Origin of the sequence: Vibrio sp. ED004 (assembly GCF_023206395.1) — a bacterium.
Classification (GTDB): domain Bacteria; phylum Pseudomonadota; class Gammaproteobacteria; order Enterobacterales; family Vibrionaceae; genus Vibrio.
Genome location: NZ_CP066149.1, coordinates 3,677,832 through 3,700,601 on the forward strand (window position 1 = coordinate 3,677,832; position 22,770 = coordinate 3,700,601).

A 22,770-nucleotide genomic window follows, 5' to 3' on the forward strand; every position below is an offset into this window, starting at 1 on the left:
GTTACTCTTCTACTTTGTTTGGTGCTTGAGCGCTTTCAGACACTTCAACCATGACTTGCTTAAACTTCACAGTCATTCGCTCTAAGCGCGCTTTTTCAGAGTCCGTTTCAAACTCTTCTAAGGCAATACGCTTAGTAAACACATCCATAGGGCTCAGCTCAGACAGCGTTTCTGCGGACTCTTGCTCTAAAGCTTGATTTCGACGTTCTCTCGCTCTGCGAAGTTGCAACACTTCTACGTTCAAACCTTCAGTCAAGGCACGCATGCGTTCTTGGAGATCTGAAAGGTAATCTTGCGCTTGAACTTCAATCGACAACCAAACACTCAGTTCCCCATCTGAGCCAATGTATTGGTTCAGTTGAGATTCAATTTCACTCAAGTCGCCTTTGATCTCAGCAAGCGGTTGGAATGTCGGGACAGCCAGTTGAGAAATGGTGCGCTCGCCTTCTACAAATTCGACCACACAGACCTGTTTCTGAGACTTAAGCTCATCAAAGCTGAGTGGAATTGGAGAGCCGGAATAACGAATGTATTCACGCTTCGCCACGACTTGTGGGCGGTGAATATGACCAAGTGCAATGTAATCAGCATCAGGGAAACCATCAGCAGCAAAACCATCGAGGTTACCAACATAAATATCCCGCACGGAATTTGACTGTTGAACCCCCATTGCGGTTAGGTGACCGGTCGCGATGATTGGCATGTTTTCGCTGTTTTCAAACGTCGCACGCTTTGCGACAGCCGCATCGTAAACACTTTGATAATGCTGCTTAATGGCATCACCCAACTGTTTTTGGCGCTCAACACCAGACACACCAGCTTGACTGGTCAACACATCGCGAGGACGAATAAATGGAATGGCACACACCAAGGCTTCTACATCACCCGTTTTACCTTTGAGCTCGACAACCTGTGTCGCATGATCTTCGTTGGTATTTGGGATGACATCAGCACCCATGTACTTCAGTAATTGCTGTGTCTCTTTCAACACAGACACCGAGTCATGGTTTCCACCTAATAGCACCAATTGGCAGCCAATCTTATTCGAGTCGACAACAAACTTGTTATACATCTCACGCGCATAACTTGGCGGCGTACTGGTATCGAAAATATCGCCAGCAACAATAATCGCGTCGATGTTGTGCTCAGTAACTTGCTCAAGTAACCATTGTAAAAACCGCTCGTGTTCATTCTTACGGCTTTTATTGTAGAAGTTTTGGCCAAGGTGCCAATCGGACGTGTGAAGAATCTTCATTGCTGCTCACTGGAAGTCGGTAATACTCATAATCTACCAAAATAGTTCAGATATTTCCCTTTTATAAGCTTGTGAAAACCAACTAATTTCAGGCTTTATAGGCTCTGTGTTCAACACTTCATTGAACGTTGTTTGTTATATAAAAAAACCGCTCAAAGTTAGAGCGGTTTTGATGTGTAAATCTAGCTAAGTTAAAGCTTAATGGTTTGGGCGATTTAGTTGAAGTAAGTCCCACTTGTTGCCGTAGAGATCTTGGAACACAACCACAGTCCCGTACTCTTCTACTCGTGGTTCTTCATTGAATACAACGCCATTTGTTTTCATCAGCTCATAGTCACGCCAAAAATCATTGGTCTGTAGAAACAGAAAAACGCGACCACCGGTTTGGTTACCCACGGACTGCTTCTGCTCTTCATTACTTGCTTGAGCCAGTAATAAGTTCGTTCCGTTTGAATTCGGAGGAGATACCTGTACCCAACGTTTTCCGCCACCTAGATTGGTGTCTTCGATCAGAGTGAATTGAAGTTTCTTGGTATAGAACTCGATCGCATCATCATAGTTCTCTACGACTAACGCGATATTTCCGATTTGTTGTTGGATTAGTTCAGACATCTGTATTTCTCGACTTTGGCAAAAATAGGATTCTACACATTATGACTATATTTACGAACCTATTGAGTCATAATTTACGAATCTATTACCCGAAAAAAGCCCACGTTATCATTCGACAACATGGGCTATATCTATAATTCAAATGCTAAGCAATTAGAAGTTGTATGAAGCACCCAGTGTTACTGTGCTGAACGCAACATCACGACTTTGTAGTCTATTACCCGTTTGCTTATCGAAGAATTCAATGTTTACTGCATCGGCTTGAGAAATCAGACGAAGTGTCAGGTTTTCTACTGGCGTGTATTCAACACCAACACCGAAATGGAAGCCTGCACCAGAGTCATCATCAAAAGCACTAGCGCTGTTTGAGTTTAGATCGACATAGCTCAAGCCCGCCAACACAAACGGACGAATTGAGTTGTCGAAGGTGTAGCCTAGGTTTGCTGCCACAGAAAACGATGTTGGTGAGAATACCTTAGTGCCATATGACTCGTAATCAGCGTAATCTGTATAACCAAGCTCAATACCAACGATACGGTTAAATTGGTAACCACCGTAAAGGCTATATCCCATGCTTTCAGCGTCTAAACTGCCTGCGCCGTCAGTATCTGAATCTTGATATACACCAAGGCCAGCACCAATGTATGGACCACCTTCAATACCAGCAGCAAAAGTAGGAAGTGAAACCAAGCCAACTAGGCCCAATAGAAATGTTGATTTAAGCATGAAAATACCCTTTTTAGTTTGTCCTACAGTAACGTTAACCAATCGCTGGTAGTTATCCGACACTATTCCACCGGTTGCGTTACTGTTTAAAATAAATTAAATAAACAACTCCAAACGAATAATAAAACACTGTTCACTTATAGAGTGAATGAGAAATTATCACAACATTTTGTGTTCATCAAATGAACAAATGGTGATATCTAACAAAGTCTCATTTGTGAGAATTGATAATTTCATTGCAATGAAATGACTGAAATTAAAAATAGACAAGCCGTTATTTGACTTATAAAACCAGCTTAAATCATTAATTTTACTAGCTAATTACGATGTGAGAGAAGTAACTAAAATTAGTTGTTTGGATTGTTTTTCTTACTCATAAAATTAAAAAACTCACACTATATTTAAATAGAGGAGTTTTATTTTTTTGAGGTGATTTATTTAGTACGACCTGCTATTAAAATATATATCAAGTTGTATAAATATTATTAACGAGCTTCTGCTAGGCTTGCCAAGTAGTTGTTCGTTAAATAGAAGCCACTGAATTTCTCAATAAAATCCTCAGGAACGGTTTTATCGGTCAATCCAGATTCAATCAAAGCCGCTTGCCACTTCTGTACTTTTGGGAAACCTTCCAACATATCAAAACCAGAACGCTCTTTGATCACCGATGCACGGTGTAATAACGGTAGCCAAGCAATGTCGACGTTAGAGATGTAATCGCCTTTAAAGAATACTGTTTCGCCTAGTTTCTTTTCTGCTTTTAGGAAGGCTTTTTGAAGATTTGCCAAACGAGTTTCAAAGGTCTCTTTATCTTTACTACCCATAGTGCCGCATTGAGGCATGTAATGTTTACTCGCTTGATAAGACCAAGCACGGTCTAATGCTTTTTGCTCGGCAGTCACCTCTTCAATTGGCGCATATTTATCATCTAGGTATTCAACAATAGCGTCAGACTCAAATAATACCGTGTCGTTTTCAGTCACTAACACAGGCACTTGACCGTTTGGCGAAATATCCAAGAACCACTGTGGTTTGTCGCTTAGTTCAATATATTCAATTTCAAACGGTACATTCTTCATTACAAGCGAACCCATAACACGTTGAACAAATGGGCAATTTTTAAAGCTAATCAATTTAATCATGGTGACTCCGAATTAGGTCATTAATTTCTGTTTACCCCCCTAAGACGAACACCAAAACCAAAAGACGAAAAATAATTCCATTTTTATGGAAATAGTGAAATACAGAAACTTTGAATCACCAAATCTGGTCGATTAAACGATCAAAGATATTGCAATAGATGCCATGATCACACCGACGATAAATTCTAATACCTTCCATGCTCTTGGGTTCTTAAACATTGGTGCCAAGAATCGAGCGCCATAACCTAGCGAAAAGAAGAACACAAACGAAGCCGTTACCGCCCCTGCGCCAAATAACATTTGATTAGGTTGATATTGAGTCGAAATAGAACCAAGCAGGACTACCGTATCCAAATAGACGTGCGGGTTTAGCCAAGTGAACGCCAAACACATGGCTATCGCTTTGGTTAATGAATCTTTAGTTTCTGCACTTGCTTCCAGAGCGTGGTTTTCAGTGAATGCAGAGCGGAAGCTTAAGAACGAGTAGACGCCTAAAAAGATAGCTCCGCCATAACGAGCAAATTGCTCTATTTGTGGAAACTGTTTAACAATCGCACCAAAGCCCGTTACCCCAAAACTGATCAGCAGCGCATCAGAAATCGCACACACCGCACAAATGGCCAGAACATGTTGGTTCTTGAGACCTTGTTTTAAAACAAACGCGTTTTGAGAACCAATCGCAAGAATCAGCGAAAGACCAAGAGAAAAACCAGCAAAATAAGTCGACATGAGAAAGGTCTTTAAAAGTAGTTACGAGTGTATGGGCGATAATAGTAGCCAAATTATCATATTGTTAACAAGTGGCCTGTCACCATCAGCGCCTCTTATCACATGTATTTGACGATTGGAGAAGCGGAAATAGCAGTACTTAAATGCACACATCCGCTTTTTCTAAGACTGACTCTCACTTTAGTTTTCACGTGCATTTCAAATAATTAACAAACTAATCAATTGATTTTAAACACCTTTATTCTTGTGTCTTTATTTTATAAATATTGTTTTTATTAATAGAATTCAGCTCAAACTTTAAGACTTTAAAATCGATCACAGTGAGATCTTCCTACCATTTCATTGACCGAACGAATGATACAAGTCTGATTGCATATTACCTTTTGACTGCTTTTTGAGCGGGCTTTTCCCACTCGTATAACGAACTTAGCAAGTGCTTCTTAAACAACTTTCCTAAGTATCCGTTTTAGGCAAACAACTATTCAGTCTCACAATGATAAGGATGCAACACAGATGAATCACGGACACAGACTTACCACTCTCGCTTTGGCCATTATGGCTTCGGCTCACGTATCTGCCTCGGCTCTTAATGAAAATAGTCCAGAGCTGCAACCTACCAACTCGCCCTTCATTCAGGATGTAAAAGGGACGATAGTTGAGGATTACTCACGAGAAACCATCCAACCCGCATTTTTCTCTATGAGGATGATGAGTAACGCTGACGAACAACGTGGCGATTGGTTTAACCTCTCGGCAAGTTACACCAGACTCCAAGGCGTGGGTTCTGATGTGGTATACGACTACTTAATGCCCCCTCTTCAACCACAACCTGTCATCGTGGCCGTTCTTGATTCGGGCGTTGATGTGGAACACGAAGATCTTAAAAACAAACTATGGACCAACGAAGACGAGATCCCCGACAACGGAATCGATGACGACGGCAATGGCTACATCGATGATGTCCACGGTTGGAACTTTCTTGGTAACTCACTCGGCATTAACGTGGATCAAGATACATTAGAAGTCACCAGAGAATACAAAAAATACCTTAAGCTAAAAGAGAAGGGTCATTGGATTCCGCGTAAGAAGCGAGCTTACTTTAAAGCGGTAGAAGCGGATTACTTGTCTTCTTTGAAAGATGACCAAGATGCATTGAATCGCGTAACGACAGCAACTGAGCAAGCCAATGCGTTCAAAGAACAAATTCTTCAATACGTCGATCAGAAAGACTTTTCTACCAACGGTTTAAAAACACTATTAGATAGCGAGAACGCTAGCGTCGTAACCGCTGCTGAAGGACTTTTGAGTGTGTTTGATTCATGGTACTCATTTGAATATCTAGAATCACGTCGCAGTCGCTATCAAGACTCTTTAGATTTCCACCTTAATCTAGATCTTGATACACGTGGTGATATTGTTTGGGACGACATTTCTAACCCTTGGGAAAAAGGATACGGAAACAACGATGTAAAAGGTCCTGTAGGTTCACACGGTACTCACGTGGCCGGAATTATTGCAGCAGAACGTAATAACTTTATCGGTATTGATGGTGTCGCGGATCATGCTCAAATCATGGCAGTACGTATGGTTCCAAACGGCGATGAGCGAGACAAAGACATTGCCAACGCCGTGCGTTACGCAGTCGATAACGGCGCGAAAATCATCAATATGAGTTTCGGTAAAAGTTATTCACCACGTAAGTACATTGTCGACCATGCTTTCCGTTATGCGGCTCGTAAAGGCGTGCTAATTGTTCACTCTGCGGGTAACAGCCGTAACGACAACGACATCAAACCAAGCTTTCCAAACCGCTACGCTAAGCATTACCGCTCGAAGCCTATCTCAACATGGTTAGATGTGGGTGCATCTGCGAAATACGCAGACGAAACCTTAGTCGCAAGCTTCAGTAACTTTGGTCAGAAATCAGTTGATGTGTTTGCTCCGGGCTACCGCATTTTGTCAACCACACCGGGTAACACCTATGGTTCGAAAAGTGGTACGAGCATGGCTGCACCTGTCGTGTCTGGCGTCGCGGCATTAGTTTGGTCTCGCTACCCTGACCTATCCGTCAAAGAGCTCAAGGCAATGTTGATGGGCGAATCGAAAGTCTACCCTGAGCTGCTGGTTAAAAAGCCTTCTAGCCCTGACGATTTGGTTCCGTTCAGCACACTTTCAATCTCAGGAAGCGTTGTCGATGCCGAAGCCATTTTCGCGGAGCTAGAAACTCGCTAACGCTTTAATCATCTGTTATTGATTCAGAGTTAAAAGGTTGCTATCGGCAACCTTTTTGTTTTTGGACATTAGCTTCTGAGCTTGCACTAGCGCAGTTCGATAGTCATAAATTGACTGTGAGGATCGAGCTCGTAATCTGCAAAAGGTTCGCAATAACCAAAGCCAAATTTCTCATACAAGTTACGCGCAGGTTTAAAGTAATCTTCAGAGCCAGTTTCTAAGCTGATTTGTCGATATTGGCGAGCGCTTGCTGTATCCAAAACATGTTGCAGAAGTTGGCTAGCAACACCAGATTTACGTGCAAATTGAGAAGTTCTCATCGACTTAAGTTCAGCATGTTGAGTATCCAGCTCTTTAATCGCGACACAGCCCAGTAACTGGCTGTCTTGCCATGCGCTGAAAAATGTTATCTCTGGTGACTTTAGCCCATCAAGGTCAAGTGCATGAACGCTTTCTGGTGGCGATGTCGCGTACATATCAGCTAAATGTTCTTCAAGTAGCCCAATCACCTCTCCGCCAGACAAGTCATCAATTTTTATTTCCATAAGCCTTTAATTATCCTTAATAAATTTTTAATCCATTTTCGATACAGTAAAATTACGGTACCCTCGAAAGATTACGAATATTATACTTTACTTACATAGTCTCGCGACATTTGTCGTGCTGCGTGTTTAAAGACCTTGCCGATATACAGCAATCAAAATCTATTCACGACACCACCATTCATAAAAAGCACCTGTTTCCGGTGAGAGGATAAGTAGTCAGGTCAATATGAGTATCCAATTAGATTTAACCACAGCCACACGTTGCCAGAATTTCGATTCTGCACAGGGCTACATTACGCTACAAGATCACCGTGTCATCGATGTCGACCAAAACATCGCTAAGATCTTCGGTTACGATACCCGCGAAGCTCTTCTCAACAACGTTGATTTTGTCTACTCGCTAATACCCAAGCATTATCGCGGCTCTGTCCGTGAACGTTACCTTTCTGCGATTAAAGGCAAACTGCAAAACGGTAAGATCTATACAGATGTCCCCGTGAAAGGAAATTTCCTCTCATTGTTCAGCCTCGCTCAATGCATTATGGTCAATAATCGCCCTGCACTTCGCGTCATGCTCATTGATATCACGTCTGTCATCGCCGCAGAGCGACGCCATAAAGAAAAGGATCAGATGTATCGAGCTCTGCTCAATAGCTCTAAACAAGGCGTGCTCGTACATCGAAACTTCAAACCGCTTATGGTCAATCAAGCATGGGTTGAAATGCTAGGCGCCAAATCAATAGAAGAAGTGCTTGCCATGGATTCCATCATTTCAATTATCCCGCCGGACAATCGTACCAACGCCATGAGACGCTGCCAGAGTATTCTTGCCGGTGATACGCCAAGCTTCAGTTCGGTGGTTGAAAACCAATGTTTTGATGGCAGTAAAAAACACTTCAATATCTACGACAACATCATCAACTGGGAAGGCGAGAAAGCCATTCAAGTGGTAGTAGAAGATGTTTCCGATAAGGTGATATTAGAACAAGAACTCATGCACCGCGCACTTCACGACGACTTAACGCAGGTGTTCAACCGCAGTGCCATTTACGATTGGTTAAAGAAGCCGTTAAAAGAACAAACTGAGATGTCTTGCCTACTGCTTGATATTGATGACTTCAAAAAGATTAACGACCAATTTGGGCACAGTGTTGGCGACGATGTAATTCGCACCCTCGCGAATACCATTAAGAAGCACGTCAAAGCCTTGAACGGCGTGGTTGGACGCTGGGGTGGCGAAGAATTTATCGTCTTCTTTCCAAAAAAACAAACGACTCACGCGACCGCCCTCGATACTGCAGATTCTCAAGCACGAGTGGTGGGGGAGCGTATTTGCGAAGAGTTTCGAACTCATCAATTCTTGGGGTTCAACCGCACCAAGTTTCAATCAAGCGTCAGTATTGGCATTACCGACAGCTGCATCCTTCGTACCAGCAATTCCCTCAATACATTGATTCGAGTTACAGATGACGCGCTCTATCGTGCTAAATCAAACGGAAAAAATAGAGTCTCGGTAAACCACGAAGGCGCATGTGTAGAATGTTGCTCATGAAACAATTGCTAAGCATTAAGAAAAGGTCATTTAAACCAGTAAACTGAACCAAGATTTTCTTGTTATTTTTAAGTTCTAGTTTACTATGCGCCACCCCAATTTTTTCAGCAAATGCTGCAGGCAAACATGTCCGCCAACGCGCTCTATACCGACCTATCTGGTTACTATGATTTAATGTGTGTTGATATTGACTACCAAGCGCAAAGTAACTGCGTTCGTAGGCTACATCAGATTTTTGGAAATGAAGGAAAAACTCACCTAGACCTTGGTTGTGGTACGGGTCCTCACGTTCGTTACTTTATTGATTACGGCTATCAAAGCAATGGACTTGACCTAAACCAGCCCATGTTAGACATCGCTCAAATACGCTGCCCTGAAGCTAACTTTTCAGTGCAGAACATGAGTAATTTTGAAGTGTCTGAGCCGTTCGACCTTATAACTTGTTTCTTGTATTCCATCCACTACAACGATGGTATTGAGAAGTTAAAAGAGTGCATTGCCAGCGTTCATAAAGCGCTAAAACAAGGCGGTGTGTTCTGCTTCAATGTGGTCGACAAAGACAAGATCTGTAATGATCTTTTTGTTCGACACACAACTAACCAAGAGCAGGATGATTTTACTTTCCGTTCGGGTTGGTATTATTCAGGCGAAGGTGACAAACAGGCGTTGAAACTCAGTATAGAGAAGACAACCGCTGGCGAAAGTCAAATATGGAATGATGAACACCCAATGGTGGCCTTCTCGTTCCAAGAGTTGATTGAAATACTCAAAGCCTACTTTGAAGTTCATGTCTTTGAACACGATTACGATAAGTTGTTGCCGTGGGATACCCAATCGGGCAATGCTCTTATTACTTGTGTAAAAAGCTAATACTGTTCGACACCTAAGCTCACTCAAGTTACGAGCTCCCAAATCAAAAGAACCCACACGACGTTAAGTCCTGTGGGTTGTTTGTTTTAAATTTATCTATCGAATCAAACGCAGGTTGATTAGAAGTCTGCAGTCATACCTACGTAGTAAGTACGTGGCTCTTCAACATAACCAATGTACTCTAACTCTTCCGATACTGACTCATCTGTTAGATTTGAGATACCTGCGCGTAGTCGCACTGAATCATTCACATTGTAAACCGTACCGATGTTCAATGTTGTGTAAGCGTCTTGCGTTAGGTCGCCGTCAATCTGACGCTCACCACGGTAACGCGCACTGACGAAGGTACTTAGATCGTAAGTTGGGTTCCAGTTAAGCTTCACAAAGCCTGAATGCTTGTAACGCTCAAGTAGCTCTTCACCTGTCGACTTATCTTCTGTATCTAGGTAAGTGTAGTTACCAGAAACTGCCCACTCGTCAGAGATTTGGTACATACCGCCAAGCTCAACACCTTGAATGATAGCTTCAGACACGTTTTGGTACGTCTTCGCGCCTAAATCTCCCGTTGGTGTACCGTCAGGGTTTTCACATTGAAGAGCACTTTCGTTCCAATCACCACCTTGCGGGCAGTAACCCTGCGTTCTTTCGATTAGGTCATTAATCTCATTACGGAACAATGCTGCTTCTACATTCCAACGTGGTTGTGTGTATACCGTCGCAAGTTCGTAGTTAATACTTGTCTCTGGATTTAGGTCTTCATTACCCACCAACGCACAACCACCCTTACAGCTTGATACTGTGTAGTCAGATTGGTTTTGAGTCAATGTTGGCGCCTTGAATGCCTTGCCTACACCACCTTTGATGATTAGGTCATTCGTTGTTTGGTGAACCAAATACACACGTGGGCTGAACTCTTCGCCGTACAATTCGTGCTTATCCAAACGACCACCGATCGTTGCGGTTAGGCTGTCTGTCATGACCCATTGGTCTTGTACAAACAATGCACCTTGATATGCTTCAGAAGTTCCGCTTGATAGGTTTTCTTTGTTAGTTAATTCACTTAACTGGTAGTCCATACCAAATGTCAGCGTGTGGCTGTCACCAAGGTAAGTAGTAGCAGATGCTTCAACAATTTGAGTTAGCTCTTCGATATCGCTGCTGAAGTTGTTGCCTAGATCGGCGGCATCGTTATCTGTTACGTTCTCGCGTGAATAACGAACTTGAGTATCACCCCAGCTCCAGAAACCACTGTGTGTAATTGCTTGGCTGTGACGCACTACACGAGTGTCTGACTCAATAACCGATTTTGCACTTTTTGCCGCTGATTCACGTTCGTCGTCGCTGTAACCAAAATCAAAATCGATGGTTTGATTATCCGTCGCGTGCCATGAAAGGCTTGCTAATAGGCTAAGAGTGTCGCGGCCTTCTAATGCAGTAATATCTTCACGATCATAACCAGAACTGTGTGTACCTGAGTATGGCTGCCATGCATTACGACTGGTTTGGTTTACAGAAACACGTGCGTACAACTCATCTTCAATTAGAGCACCTGATGTGGTTAAGCCAACCGAGTATTCTTGGCCGCCGTTACCATCCATAGGTGAAGAGTTGTCCATGCTTAGTGTAGAGCTCCAATCGTTTTCAGGAGCCTTCGTGATGATGTTAATTGTGCCACCCATACCATCCGAACCGTAAAGTGCAGACATTGGGCCACGGATGATTTCAACACGTTCGATCGAATCAGCAGGGATAGTAGAAAGGTCGAAGTCGTTGCCACGGATGATGGCACTTGCCGAACTTAGACGACGGCCGTTTACCATGATGAGCGTGTAATCAGAATCCATACCACGAATAGAGATCATTTGACGGCCAGCACGTGTGCTATCGAAGTCAGACTCAACACTCGTTGATTCAGCAACGATGTCTGCCAAGGTAATACCTGGGCTGTCTTCGATATCTTGAGCAGTGATAACCGACATTGAAGCTGGTGCTTGTTTTAACGCCATCTCTGTACGAGTTGCCGTAACCACCATTTGCTCATCTATATCCTTCACTTCCTCTTGCGCTAATAGGTTTGGCGAAAGTGAAGTACAAATAACAGCGACTGCGATCGATAAAGGCTTACGAGTAAAAAGGGATCTCTCAGACATGATATTCATTCTTATATGTAATTGGTAATGATAATGATAATGGTTTGCATTAAACAACCTACTACCACTCTTATCAATGAAAGTTTCATGTCAAAAATCGATTCTCGCTATTCACCTTTCAAATAAGTTAAAAGATCCATATTCACTCCTATAGATACTCAAAGATTACATTCATCACTCGAATGATTCAAGCGTATAGGTCTTTGAATAGCTCTCGCACCCAACGGCACATAGGGTCATTGTGGAAACGTTTATGCCAGTAAAGGTACACATCTTCTGACGGGCTTCTGATCGCTTTCGGCACACGTTTACAAATTAAGTCACGTTGCTTGGCCGCTTGCGTAGCAAACGGTGTAGGAAGGTGGAAGATGATGTCAGTCGTCTCTGCAATATCTGCAGCGATGTTGAAGTTAGACAACTGAATTGGAATCGATAACTGGCGCTGTTTATCAATCAAACCTAGATCTTTAAATCGGTTCTCAATAGAGAGCTTCTTGTCCCCTTGCAATGAGATCTGACCTAATTGACTGTTAAGCAAGTCATCGACTGTGATCTCTTTATCTGCCAACGGATGGTCTTTGCTCATCAATAAACGATAATCACGGCTGATCACGAACATTCGGTACAAGTTCTGCTCTGAGCTTAATGGCTCATGTGTCGACAGTACGAAGTGCGCATCACCAGACAGTAAAGGCTCGAAATGACGCTTCGGAATGGAATCGATATCGACTACCATGTTCGGTGCTTGCTTGCGAATCTCAGAAACGACCTTAGGTAACAAGTGAGAAACCTGTGGAACCAAGCCGAAAAAACGAACGGTGCTGTCACTCGTTTGTGGTTCAAAAACATCGCCGTGAACTAGCTTCTCTAAACGTGTCAGTACAGAATTAAGATCTTGTTTAATGGCTTCTGCTTTTGGTGTTAGCTCATAACCGTAAGCCGCTCTCACTAACAAGTCATCGTTAAACACCGTGCGTAGCTTTTGCAACGAACGACTCACGGTTGGCTGACTCATATCAAGGGCTAGTGCGGTGTTGGATACGTGTTTTTCTTCAAGAAGGTGTTTGAGGATGACTAAGAGGTTAAGATCGACTTGCGCAAGATTCATTATTTAAATATTTACAAAATTGAAAATTCAGTGAGCGCATAGTGCAGTTTTCAGACAAGTAATACAATTGATAATCACTCTTATTTTGATCTAAAGCAAAGTCTCTTGTCGCCCTAGCCGCTATATGTGCCGTCAGTAAAAGTGGTGACATCAATAACACCGAACTCATGAGTGGATTACCCAAATAAAAAAGAGAGGCATGATGGCCTCTCTTTGATCTTTTACTTTATGGTGCTTAGTCTACAGAGCTAGTTGATTAAAGCTTTGTCCAAGCATCTTGCCAATATTGGCTATCTCCCGGAGCGTAAGATGCGCTTGCACACCAAGCCGTGTATGGCCAAGGCTTACATTCGTATAAACCATTGTCGCTGCCGACTACAATATCGCCCGCTTCGTAATTCGTTCCGGCTTCATACGGAGGGTAATCACCTGGAGGTGGCGTTGTGCCGCCCTCTTCTTTGATAGCGAATGAATTATCGATCATTACCATTTCGCCGTCTGTTGCTTTACCTACGACTTCAAGCTTGTATTGGCCTTCGGCTACATCGTACAGATCCGTTGTGATTGCACGGCTGTCAGTTAGGTTAACTTTTGTCTGCTCAACGACAGTACCTGCGCTGTCAATTACCATCGCTGTCACATCTAGCGCTTCGTTTGATGTCAGTGTGAACTCTAAACGTACATTGCCGTTATTCAGTACATATTCTGACTTAAGGCCAGATACGTTCAGTTCTGGGTCGTCACCTGGATCAGGGTTGCCACCACATGAGCTGTCTGAAACCTTTCTCCAAACGCCCCACTCACCTGTCGTTCCTGGCTCTTCACCGCGAGTATACCAACCCGCTCCCCACGTTGCGCCATCGTGTGATACTTGGTCACCTTCAACATAAACGGTGCCGGCATCCCATGCTGCTGCACAGTTAGAACCATCAGTCACAGACACTTTACGCTCTGCAGTGACGGTTTGATGAGCACTGTCTGTCACACTATATACAAGCGTGTAGTTGCCCATTTCATTCACATCGACACTGCCTGTGTGTGTAATCGAACTCGTTAGATCACCATCTTCAGCATCGTTTGCAGTCACACCAGCCATCGGATCAAATGCAGTACCAAGTATTACTGTTGTATCTGATACGCCATCGAAAACGGGTTTTTGGCTATAAACTTCTACTGTTCTTGCTTTGGTTGTTTCATTGTTGTCGCTGTCTTTCACACGGTAAGTCAGAACATAAGTACCGATAACACTGGTTTCAACGTAACCTTCAACATCAATAGATGATGTTAAGTCGCCATCTTCTTTATCTGTTGCGGTTACGCCTTCCATTGGGTCGAAAGCCGTTCCGTGTAAAACGCGCGAGTTCTCAACACCTTTCAGTACAGGTTCACCTTCAACTGGCGGCGGTGTCACTTGACCATGAACAAACGGGCCGTAGTCTTTAATAAATTGTTCGTTGTATTGCTGGCCGTTCTTATTAGTACCCATGTCCCAGTTAATAGACCAAGTCATTACACCGCGCAGAGGCTGACCTTGCGCCGTAAGGCTATCGAACGCGTCATACAAATCTTGTGGCTCTTGAACAAAACCGGTTGCTGCTGCATCGATACTTGAAGGGATACCAAACACAAGTTTGTCGTGTGGGATCTTGTGGAAGCCACGCGTACCGTTGATTAGAGAATCAGAAATGTAGTAGATGAACTCTTCTTTTAGCGCATCATTGTTTTGAGCGATCCAACCAACACCTTCAACCCAGATGCCATCGCCACCTTGGTTGTAAAATTGTGGGTTAATCCAGTCATAGTAACCTTCTAGATTGTCGATGTAAGGTACGTATTTTCCGCCAGTCGTTAGATACGGGAATTCAGGCGCCATAGTAATAAGGAAGTTTTTGCCTTCAGCGCGATAGTGTTCTTTCACTAGCTTTAGTGCATCTGGAATTACAGTTTGGTTGTTTGCTGCGGTTACTGCCGCTTGCTCTAGGTCGATATCAAGACCGTCAAAGCCGTAGCGTTCAGTAAGTCGAATGATCTCATCAGCAAAGGCTCTTTCGTCACCGGTTTCAAGCTCTACGTGTGCATCTGCACCACCCAGCGCTATCAGTACAGAGCGACCTTGCTTGTTGAGTTCAGAGATTTGGTCAATAAACTGTTCTTCTGAAAGCCCAATGGTTGGGTCCAGTTTAAAAGTTGGGATTCGACCATCAGCCACGTCGTAAACCTTCATGAATGACACATTCACAATGTTGTACATCGGGTTCACTTCGTCCAGTGTCACACATGGCGCATTACCGCCTTGGTAACCACCACCCTCACACCAGTTGTGCCAATACCCCACCACGACACCAGAATCTGGATTTGTCATGTCTGAACCATTCGCATAAACAGCACCAGACATTGCCGCCATGCCGACCGATACTGCTAATTGTAGAGCTTTACGTTTCAACATTAGTCCCACTTCCTTACTCAACAGCTGTGCCAATCACAACCGAACCAATTCATTTTAGCCATGAATATTTATAGATAAGTAATGGAATTTATAGGAAAAGATGACCTTTGATTTAACTTGTGATTTTAAGTCACAGATTGAATATTAGAATCAATATGACTTTGACTTTTCATTCAAATTAGAATGCTAAAAATAGATATTTATCGCTCAAACTATTTATCAGAAAAATAAATTAAGCCACTTAATTCACCGAGGTAATTAAGTAACTTCTAAAATAATCCAATCGGTAAAAAATGTTGAGTTGAAAAATGAAAACCAACCTTCGCAGACCCCGCTAGCACTGGCGACAGGAAGTTTTACATTGCGAGTGACATCACTAAAATCAATGAGCACCAATAGCTTGAAATATGCTAGAGGTTTAGGTCAGGAATTGAAGTTCAAAGTAATAAAGCATACTTTTGGGCGGTTTAAATCTTAAACTTTCAGGTCATTCATTCGCCAACAGATGAATAATAAGTCTCAATTTTGGAAATAAAATTCATCTTATTATTTTCATTAAGCTGATTAATACCAGCTGCGGCTTTTCTCCCACCACCCGTATCAAAACTAGAGCAAATTTCATCAGCACCCATTCTATTAGATAACGGCGCTCGCAAACTCACAGTATAAGATTCGCCATCTTGGTTTTGGGTTAATACGGCTTGCGCTCGATCTGGATCTTGATTAACGATTTCATTCCCAAAGACTCCACTAATACGCCTTGCCCAAGTTTCCCCTGGCAACTCAAACACTCGCGCGACGTCACTCTCGTAGATTGGGGTTAGGTTTGATAATTGTTGGTTGTCAGTTTGATAAGCGGCACGAAGTTGAAAAAATACGGAGTCTTTATCATCCAAGAGATCAAACGGGTTCGAATATTGATAAAGAGCTTGGTAAAGCTCAGTTGGCGTGAAGTGTAAATCACTCAACGACGAGCCATAGCCGTTATAATTAATGAGCGTACCCAGTTCTTCTAAAAAGTCAGTTTGGGATTGGTCAAAGTCACTAGCTGTTGCTAGTAGTGTCGCTACCGCTTTTAAGTTATCACCAAATGCCGCCGCAATTGCCCATGCAACATACTCACCCTTTAGCTTTTGGTTGATTAATAAACTGGTGCAACATTCCGGAGCTGTGTTAATCAGCGTATCAAGGTACTTAGATTGAGGAATATCTCCCGTGCGGTGATGATCGCAATAAAACACCTTTATATCGTTATCGAGCAACGACTGTAATGCAGGTAAGTTCTTCTCCATCGACACATCCAACACAGTGACAGAGTCTACGCTCGCGTGATCGTCCTGCTCTGCGATTTGGGACACGGCTTGAGAAACCAACTTAATATCACGCTTTACGCCAGTAATGAGCACGCTCTCTTTTGGCTCACTTAATCGCAGCTGTAACAACGCGATTATGCCATCTGCGTCTCCGTTGAATACGTCGTAGTGCATGTTGTTCCTCTTCCTATAGCTTTAACCGTTTGCCAGAAACGCGCCAATACGTTCGTCTATTCGATAGTTTGTCATTATTTTAGTTATATTTCACAGATACTTAAGTCTATTTTGGAATGCCTTATTCTCATTAGATTCAAAAGATAAAAACATTAATAATATTGTATGACATATATCACAGTAAAAGAACATGAAAAAGATTATAAAATAAGCGCATCCCACTTAATGATAAAGAGACCAATGAACACTACCACCACTCTTGTTTATGACACTTTGAAAAGCCTTGCTGCTCATGCTCCTGAGCAACATGCCGAGATTCGCCAGCGTTTATATGAGCAGTTGAGCCTGCCATTTAACAAGCAGCTCTCGTTATACGCTAATGTGCTTGGTCCTATCAGCTCAGGTAAGTTAGCGGGATGCGATAATATTGATAAAGCGGTTGAACTGGCACTGGATGTGCTGGAAGGCCGAAATAAGTAATTATCCTTATTAAGGTGTAATATCACGGCCCAGATCTTCCCCCAGATCGGGCCGTTTTTTATTGTCGTCATTTAACTAGTTGAATCTCAGCCACAAAAAAGGCGCAGATGATCCACGCCTTTGGTTTAGTTTGCTCTGAATGTTTACGAAGTCTTAAACTGTGCGACCGCTTGGTCCATGTCGTTGGCTTGTTCTGCGACCTTATCCACTTCAACCAAACAGTGCTGCGCCGAAGCATTGTTGTCGTTTGAAATGGTATTCAGCTCGGTGATTGAGTCGCTCACTTGCGCCATTACTGCACCCTGCTCTTCAATCGCAGAGGCAATTCGCTCTGAGTTACCTTGGATGTTCTCCATATCGCTCAAGATAAGTTGCAAGCTCGCATCGAGCTCTTCAGAATCTTTCAGAGTCAGTTGGCCTTGTTGGTTACATTCTCCAATCTCGGTCATCGAAGCGTTCATTTGGCTTTGAATTGCCGTCACAACGCTGGTGATTTCAGTGGTTGATTGGTGCGTTCTGCTAGCCAGTGCTCTTACTTCATCGGCAACAACGGCAAAACCACGACCTTGTTCACCCGCACGCGCTGCTTCAATGGCTGCGTTCAATGCCAATAAGTTGGTTTGTTCTGCAATGCCTTGAATGATGTTGACTGCATCGCCAATTTGATCAACATGATGGTTTAACGAGCTGATCGAATCTTGGCTGCTTGAAAGGCGTTCAGACAACTGAGTAATATTGCTGATGGTGTCGACAACCACTTCGCGGCCTTTGTCGGCATTAACTTTCGCTTGATGTACACCTTCAGCCGCAACCGATGTGCTTTCTGAAATCTCACCAATCGTGAGTACCATTTCTTGCACTGAGGTTGTCATGGTAGAGGTATGGTTAGCTTGCACTTCAAACTGTTTGATTACTGATTCTAACTCGTCATGCATGTTCGATGTGCTTTGTGTCAGTTGCAGTGATTTAGACTGAGATGCTGCGATAAGCCCTTCCAGTTGGTCAAGCAATTGGTTGAATTATTGACCTAGCGTGCTGAGTTCGTCTTTACCATCGAGGTGTGAGCGAATAGACACATCGTTTGAATCAACGATATTGCGGATCACCGAGAGTAACGACTCTATCTTGCCGATAATAGAACGGACAATTAACCAGCTGAACAGAATGATCGAGACAAGTAACGTGACGCAAAGGATGTTGTTAATCAGCGACAGTTTGTCCATCTCTTGCTGCGTTTGTTGGTCTAGCACCGCAGAGAACTCTTTAAACTGAGTCTCGATAACGTGTGAACCAGAGCGCGCTTCACCTAACAATCCTTCGTTATGCTGTAAACCTATCACTCTTTTCTGTTCAACCACTTGGCGAGCAGCGTCTATCAAAGCTGCCGAACTACTCATGTTAGAAGTGATAGAAAGTACGCTCGGATCGAAGTTACCTTTTTCAATTAAGTCATTGAACAAGTAAAGCTCGATTTTTTGTTCAGCGCTGGCCGTCGCACTGATGTTATCGAGCAAAACATGAAACTCGCCTAGCAAGCCTTTGTCACGCGCTAGCCCATAGACTTCGCTCGCTTTAACTAAGTTAACAAAACTAGTGTGGTAAGTTTCGATGTCTTCACGTAGATGTGTGCTGTTGGCTAAACCTAGCTCACTGAGCACAGCATCTAGCTCAGATTCAGACGCTAAGAATTTGTTGTAGTTTACGTCGAACTTGTCGAGGTATTTCATATCGCTACGCAGTAAGAAATCTTTCTCGTTACGGCGAAGGTTGAGCAATCGCACTTCGAGATCTTTGGTGATTTGTTTGGCTTCACTCATTTGAGCTGTGGTGTCTGCAAATTGCGATGTGGTAAACAGCAATGAAATCATGCCGAAGATGGAGAACATCCCCAGCGAATAGAGCTTTTTCTTTATGTTCATATACGTGGCTCGTCTTTACTAAATTAACTATGAGTATCTAAATGAATCGCATCGAAGAATGGATACCCAACTCGTGCGAATTGATTATTGTTATGGCTTTTACCGATAATGAGCGTCTAAAACTGTGGCTTCTGAGTCCACTAGCTATAACGTTCTCAATTGCATTTAAACAACGAATGAGACTACTCACTAAAGTTAAATTTATCAATAACACAAATAAGTTACATATACATTAGTTGAATGATAAAAGTGAGAGACAGCTATTTGACGGGGTGTGAAGGCCTGAATGCACTGCTATGTAAGGCTCTGAATTAAAACGCCTTGGTCAATTATTGACCTACCAGTTATAGGTGACACTTTTTTGGCTCATCAGATGAGCACGAGCGAAGAGCAATATTGGAGATTTCGACTTGATTTTCAAACGGTGAACCCATCGAGTGGTGATTGTATAGTCGAGCGGAAACGGCAATAAAAATGGACCTACTCAATTCGAGTCAGGTCCATTTTTAGATTTCTAGTCAATCGCCTTATAGCGAATCAGCGAGTGTTTGAACTTAAGGCTGACTAAAACGCTTTCACCATCTTGGTTAGGCACTTCAACAACACCGCTCTTTCGTCTTCTTCGATGTCTTGCGTCAGCTCATTAACCAAATTCAAGTGGAGTTGGTTATGGTGAACGTGGATCTTCTGACCTTCATCGGTCAATGCCACCACAATTGCACGACGGTCCGTTGGGTGTTCATGGCGCTCAATCAATTCAGCTTTAACCAACTTTTCGATTTGAACAGTAAGCGTACCCGTGGTGATACCCAACTTTTCAGCGAGCTCTTTCATTCTTAACGCGCCATGCATACCAAGTACTTCAATGGTGTGTACTAAATGTGTCAGATGGCTTAAAACCTAGATTATGAAAAAAATGGTGATATTTTAACAATAAACATATCGGGTGAGAATGGAGACCAAAACATTGAACTATCAGTTCAGGGATTGAGATTAAAAATGAGAATTATAATTATTATTTTATCTTTTGTTTTAAATATAGGTGCTCTTCCATAGAAAAACATAGTCGAAAACCATATACGGAAAATAATGTTAAATTTGATAGTGAAATTATCTATCCAGAACATTCTAAACCCATGAATGTAACTGTCTATCGTTTTTCCGACTTTTCAGGACAAAGAAAACAAGGCTTATTATATCAAGAAGCTTCTACTGCTGTTCCTCAAGGTCTTGATTCTATGTTAATGCACTCGCTTTCTGGGTTAAATGATGGGAAGCTTTATAAAGTTATTGACAGAACGTTTCTTGCCCAAATGTTAGATGAAAGACAATTAGCTTCGGTATCGGTCAGCCCAAAGAGTTTAGGAGTTTTGAAAGTACCAAGTATTGTATTCACTGGGGAGTAATAGCTTATGACCACAATAACAAACAGGCTGCTGGTGGTTTTTCTTTAATGATTTTCGCTGTCTAGCGAGTATTCGGTAGACACCGTGACCGTATCTTTAAGAGCTGTATCAGTTAAAACAGGCGAGATATTACTCAGTAGTATCTCTAAGAAAACAATAATATCCATGTCTGGGAATAAACTCATACAAAATTTTCGATGACAATTTAATGCAATTAGAGATGGGAGGGTCATATAACGAACCAGTAAGTGTTGCAACTCGACTAGCAATCGAACCAGTCTATTCTAGATATAACGGAGAAAGCGTTAGAACTAGGGTGGTGGAATATATGAAGAAGGAATTTAATATGAAAAGTTATATTTATACAACGACTACTTTAGCTGTAATGGTATCACTAAATGTCAATGCAAATGAAGTTAGAATTCAGCAATCTGATAATGGTGAACTATTAAACCAAGTAAGTATTACGCAATCGACAGGTACGGGGAATAAAATTCAAAAGGCAGACACAGCCACTCTCCCTGAAAATGCGATTTTGAATGGTCTTACATCTTTCACTGCAAACCAAAATGGAAGCGATAACAGCGCATACATTAATGTAAATGTAGATACTGGTCAGACAGACTCGAGTAGTTGGAACAGTTTGAGTGTTTATCATTCTGGCGATAGTAATGTTTCCACTATCACTGTTGGCGACACGATTAAGCCCAAAGGCTTGACAATGTCACATAATATTCAAGGTGATGACAACAATTTAACTTCGACCTATGACACTACCGGTAACGTTAGTGCTTATATGTCAGTTAATGGTGATAGCAATACTGTGAATCACGTAATCAATTTGAATGATACAACGGTTAATAGTGATGCTACTCTGAATCTTAGTGTTAATACTGATTCAAGTACGTATAACTTAAATCAAAATGGTGTAGATGCTAACCTAAGCCTTAACTTATATGGTGATGCTTCGTATGTAACCACCAATGTAAATCAAAGCGGGGACAATGCTTATGCGTATATTTATGCCAATAGCCTTCCCGATAATGCAACCATTACTGTTAACCAGTCTAACGATGATGCTCATTTAACAGCGTCAATCAACAATCCAGGAACAACGTTTTCAATGAATGTTTCACAATAAATGTACATAAGGGAGGTTGTTTAATCTCCCATTGTTGCAATGCCACCCTAAACATAAAATGTTATGTGTTAGAACTAGGGTGGTGGAATATATGAAGAAGGAATTTAATATGAAAAGTTATATTTATACAACGACTACTTTAGCTGTAATGGTATCACTAAATGTCAATGCAAATGAAGTTAGAATTCAGCAATCTGATAATGGTGAACTATTAAACCAAGTAAGTATTACGCAATCGACAGGTACGGGGAATAAAATTCAAAAAAGGCAGACACAGCCACTCTCCTGAAAATGCGATTTTGAATGGTCTTACATCTTTCACTGCAAACCAAAATGGAAGCGATAACAGCGCATACATTAATGTAAATGTAGATACTGGTCAGACAGACTCGAGTAGTTGGAACAGTTTGAGTGTTTATCATTCTGGCGATAGTAATGTTTCCACTATCACTGTTGGCGACACGATTAAGCCCAAAGGCTTGACAATGTCACATAATATTCAAGGTGATGACAACAATTTAACTTCGACCTATGACACTACCGGTAACGTTAGTGCTTATATGTCAGTTAATGGTGATAGCAATACTGTGAATCACGTAATCAATTTGAATGATACAACGGTTAATAGTGATGCTACTCTGAATCTTAGTGTTAATACCGATTCAAGTACGTATAACTTAAATCAAAATGGTGTAGATGCTAACCTAAGCCTTAACTTATATGGTGATGCTTCGTATGTAACCACCAATGTAAATCAAAGCGGGGACAATGCTTATGCGTATATTTATGCCAATAGCATTCCCGATAATGCAACCATTACTGTTAACCAGTCTAACGATGATGCTCATTTAACAGCGTCAATCAACAATCCAGGAACAACGTTTTCAATGAATGTTTCACAATAAATGTACATAAGGGAGGTTGTTTAATCTCCCATTGTTGCAATGCCACCCTAAACATAAAATGTTAT

General features: G+C 42.2%; 17 protein-coding genes and 3 pseudogenes. 8 read left to right on the top strand and 12 right to left on the bottom strand.

Annotated features, from left to right (window positions below):
- Position 1: 1 nt before the first annotated feature.
- The 5 genes from sbcD to ITG10_RS16855 all read right to left on the bottom strand — a co-directional run bounded on the left by sbcD (position 2) and on the right by ITG10_RS16855 (position 4,464).
- Positions 2-1,255: an exonuclease subunit SbcD gene (gene sbcD / locus ITG10_RS16835; RefSeq protein ID WP_017629817.1), complete on the bottom strand. Its 1,254-nt coding sequence runs from the start codon at positions 1,253-1,255 to the stop codon at positions 2-4.
- 198 nt (positions 1,256-1,453) lie between these two features.
- On the bottom strand, positions 1,454-1,867 hold the full coding sequence (locus tag ITG10_RS16840) for a VOC family protein (protein WP_017629818.1): 414 nt from the start codon (positions 1,865-1,867) through the stop codon (positions 1,454-1,456).
- A 153-nt stretch (positions 1,868-2,020) separates the two neighbouring features.
- The gene (locus tag ITG10_RS16845; protein ID WP_017629819.1) at positions 2,021-2,593 is read right to left on the bottom strand and encodes a porin family protein; all 573 of its coding nucleotides are present in this window, start codon (positions 2,591-2,593) and stop codon (positions 2,021-2,023) included.
- Between the two features lie 485 nt (positions 2,594-3,078).
- Positions 3,079-3,735, bottom strand: coding sequence for a glutathione S-transferase family protein (locus tag ITG10_RS16850; protein ID WP_248386537.1), 657 nt, complete (start codon positions 3,733-3,735; stop codon positions 3,079-3,081).
- 132 nt (positions 3,736-3,867) lie between these two features.
- Positions 3,868-4,464: a LysE/ArgO family amino acid transporter gene (locus ITG10_RS16855; protein ID WP_017629821.1), complete on the bottom strand. Its 597-nt coding sequence runs from the start codon at positions 4,462-4,464 to the stop codon at positions 3,868-3,870.
- A 513-nt stretch (positions 4,465-4,977) separates the two neighbouring features.
- On the opposite strand from ITG10_RS16855, the gene ITG10_RS16860 reads away from it, so the two are divergent.
- Positions 4,978-6,696, top strand: a complete 1,719-nt coding sequence (locus tag ITG10_RS16860) for a S8 family peptidase (RefSeq protein WP_026084132.1) — start codon at positions 4,978-4,980, stop codon at positions 6,694-6,696.
- Between the two features lie 86 nt (positions 6,697-6,782).
- On the opposite strand, the gene ITG10_RS16865 is transcribed toward ITG10_RS16860, so the two are convergent.
- Positions 6,783-7,241, bottom strand: a complete 459-nt coding sequence (locus ITG10_RS16865; protein WP_248386489.1) for a GNAT family N-acetyltransferase — start codon at positions 7,239-7,241, stop codon at positions 6,783-6,785.
- Between the two features lie 226 nt (positions 7,242-7,467).
- Here ITG10_RS16865 and ITG10_RS16870 point away from each other — a divergent pair, with 226 nt between their 5' ends.
- Both ITG10_RS16870 and ITG10_RS16875 read left to right on the top strand, forming a co-directional pair.
- Entirely contained in the window at positions 7,468-8,793 is a 1,326-nt protein-coding gene (locus ITG10_RS16870) for a sensor domain-containing diguanylate cyclase (RefSeq protein ID WP_248386538.1), read from the top strand.
- A 126-nt stretch (positions 8,794-8,919) separates the two neighbouring features.
- Positions 8,920-9,663 carry a class I SAM-dependent methyltransferase gene (locus ITG10_RS16875; RefSeq protein ID WP_026084133.1) on the top strand — a complete coding sequence of 248 codons (744 nt, stop codon included), beginning with the start codon at positions 8,920-8,922 and terminating at the stop codon, positions 9,661-9,663.
- Between the two features lie 119 nt (positions 9,664-9,782).
- Here ITG10_RS16875 and ITG10_RS16880 read toward each other — a convergent pair whose 3' ends face one another.
- From ITG10_RS16880 to ITG10_RS16895, 4 genes are all read right to left on the bottom strand, one after another.
- Entirely contained in the window at positions 9,783-11,813 is a 2,031-nt protein-coding gene (locus ITG10_RS16880; RefSeq protein WP_017629825.1) for a TonB-dependent receptor, read from the bottom strand.
- Positions 11,814-12,000: 187 nt separating this feature from the next.
- On the bottom strand, positions 12,001-12,921 hold the full coding sequence (locus tag ITG10_RS16885; RefSeq protein ID WP_017629826.1) for a LysR family transcriptional regulator: 921 nt from the start codon (positions 12,919-12,921) through the stop codon (positions 12,001-12,003).
- Positions 12,922-13,177: 256 nt separating this feature from the next.
- Entirely contained in the window at positions 13,178-15,367 is a 2,190-nt protein-coding gene (locus ITG10_RS16890; RefSeq protein ID WP_017629827.1) for an immunoglobulin-like domain-containing protein, read from the bottom strand.
- Between the two features lie 491 nt (positions 15,368-15,858).
- Entirely contained in the window at positions 15,859-16,854 is a 996-nt protein-coding gene (locus tag ITG10_RS16895; protein WP_017629828.1) for a DHH family phosphoesterase, read from the bottom strand.
- Between the two features lie 240 nt (positions 16,855-17,094).
- Here ITG10_RS16895 and ITG10_RS16900 point away from each other — a divergent pair, with 240 nt between their 5' ends.
- A complete protein-coding gene (locus ITG10_RS16900) occupies positions 17,095-17,334 on the top strand; it encodes a PAS factor family protein (RefSeq protein ID WP_004733935.1) in 240 nt (79 codons plus the stop codon).
- A gap of 143 nt (positions 17,335-17,477) precedes the next feature.
- On the opposite strand, the pseudogene ITG10_RS16905 reads toward ITG10_RS16900, so the two are convergent.
- Positions 17,478-19,202 (bottom strand): annotated as a pseudogene (locus ITG10_RS16905) (methyl-accepting chemotaxis protein).
- Between the two features lie 615 nt (positions 19,203-19,817).
- A pseudogene (locus ITG10_RS16910) lies at positions 19,818-20,129 on the bottom strand (MarR family transcriptional regulator); the annotation flags it as partial.
- A gap of 260 nt (positions 20,130-20,389) precedes the next feature.
- On the opposite strand from ITG10_RS16910, the pseudogene ITG10_RS16915 reads away from it, so the two are divergent.
- From ITG10_RS16915 to ITG10_RS16930, 4 genes and pseudogenes are all read left to right on the top strand, one after another.
- Positions 20,390-20,860 (top strand): annotated as a pseudogene (locus tag ITG10_RS16915) (CsgG/HfaB family protein).
- A 145-nt stretch (positions 20,861-21,005) separates the two neighbouring features.
- Complete coding sequence (locus ITG10_RS16920) at positions 21,006-21,800, top strand: hypothetical protein (RefSeq protein ID WP_248386539.1); 795 nt, start codon at positions 21,006-21,008, stop codon at positions 21,798-21,800.
- Between the two features lie 109 nt (positions 21,801-21,909).
- Complete coding sequence (locus ITG10_RS16925; protein ID WP_248386541.1) at positions 21,910-22,089, top strand: hypothetical protein; 180 nt, start codon at positions 21,910-21,912, stop codon at positions 22,087-22,089.
- 118 nt (positions 22,090-22,207) lie between these two features.
- Positions 22,208-22,705, top strand: coding sequence for a hypothetical protein (locus ITG10_RS16930; protein ID WP_248386543.1), 498 nt, complete (start codon positions 22,208-22,210; stop codon positions 22,703-22,705).
- The last annotated feature ends 65 nt before the right edge of the window (positions 22,706-22,770 follow it).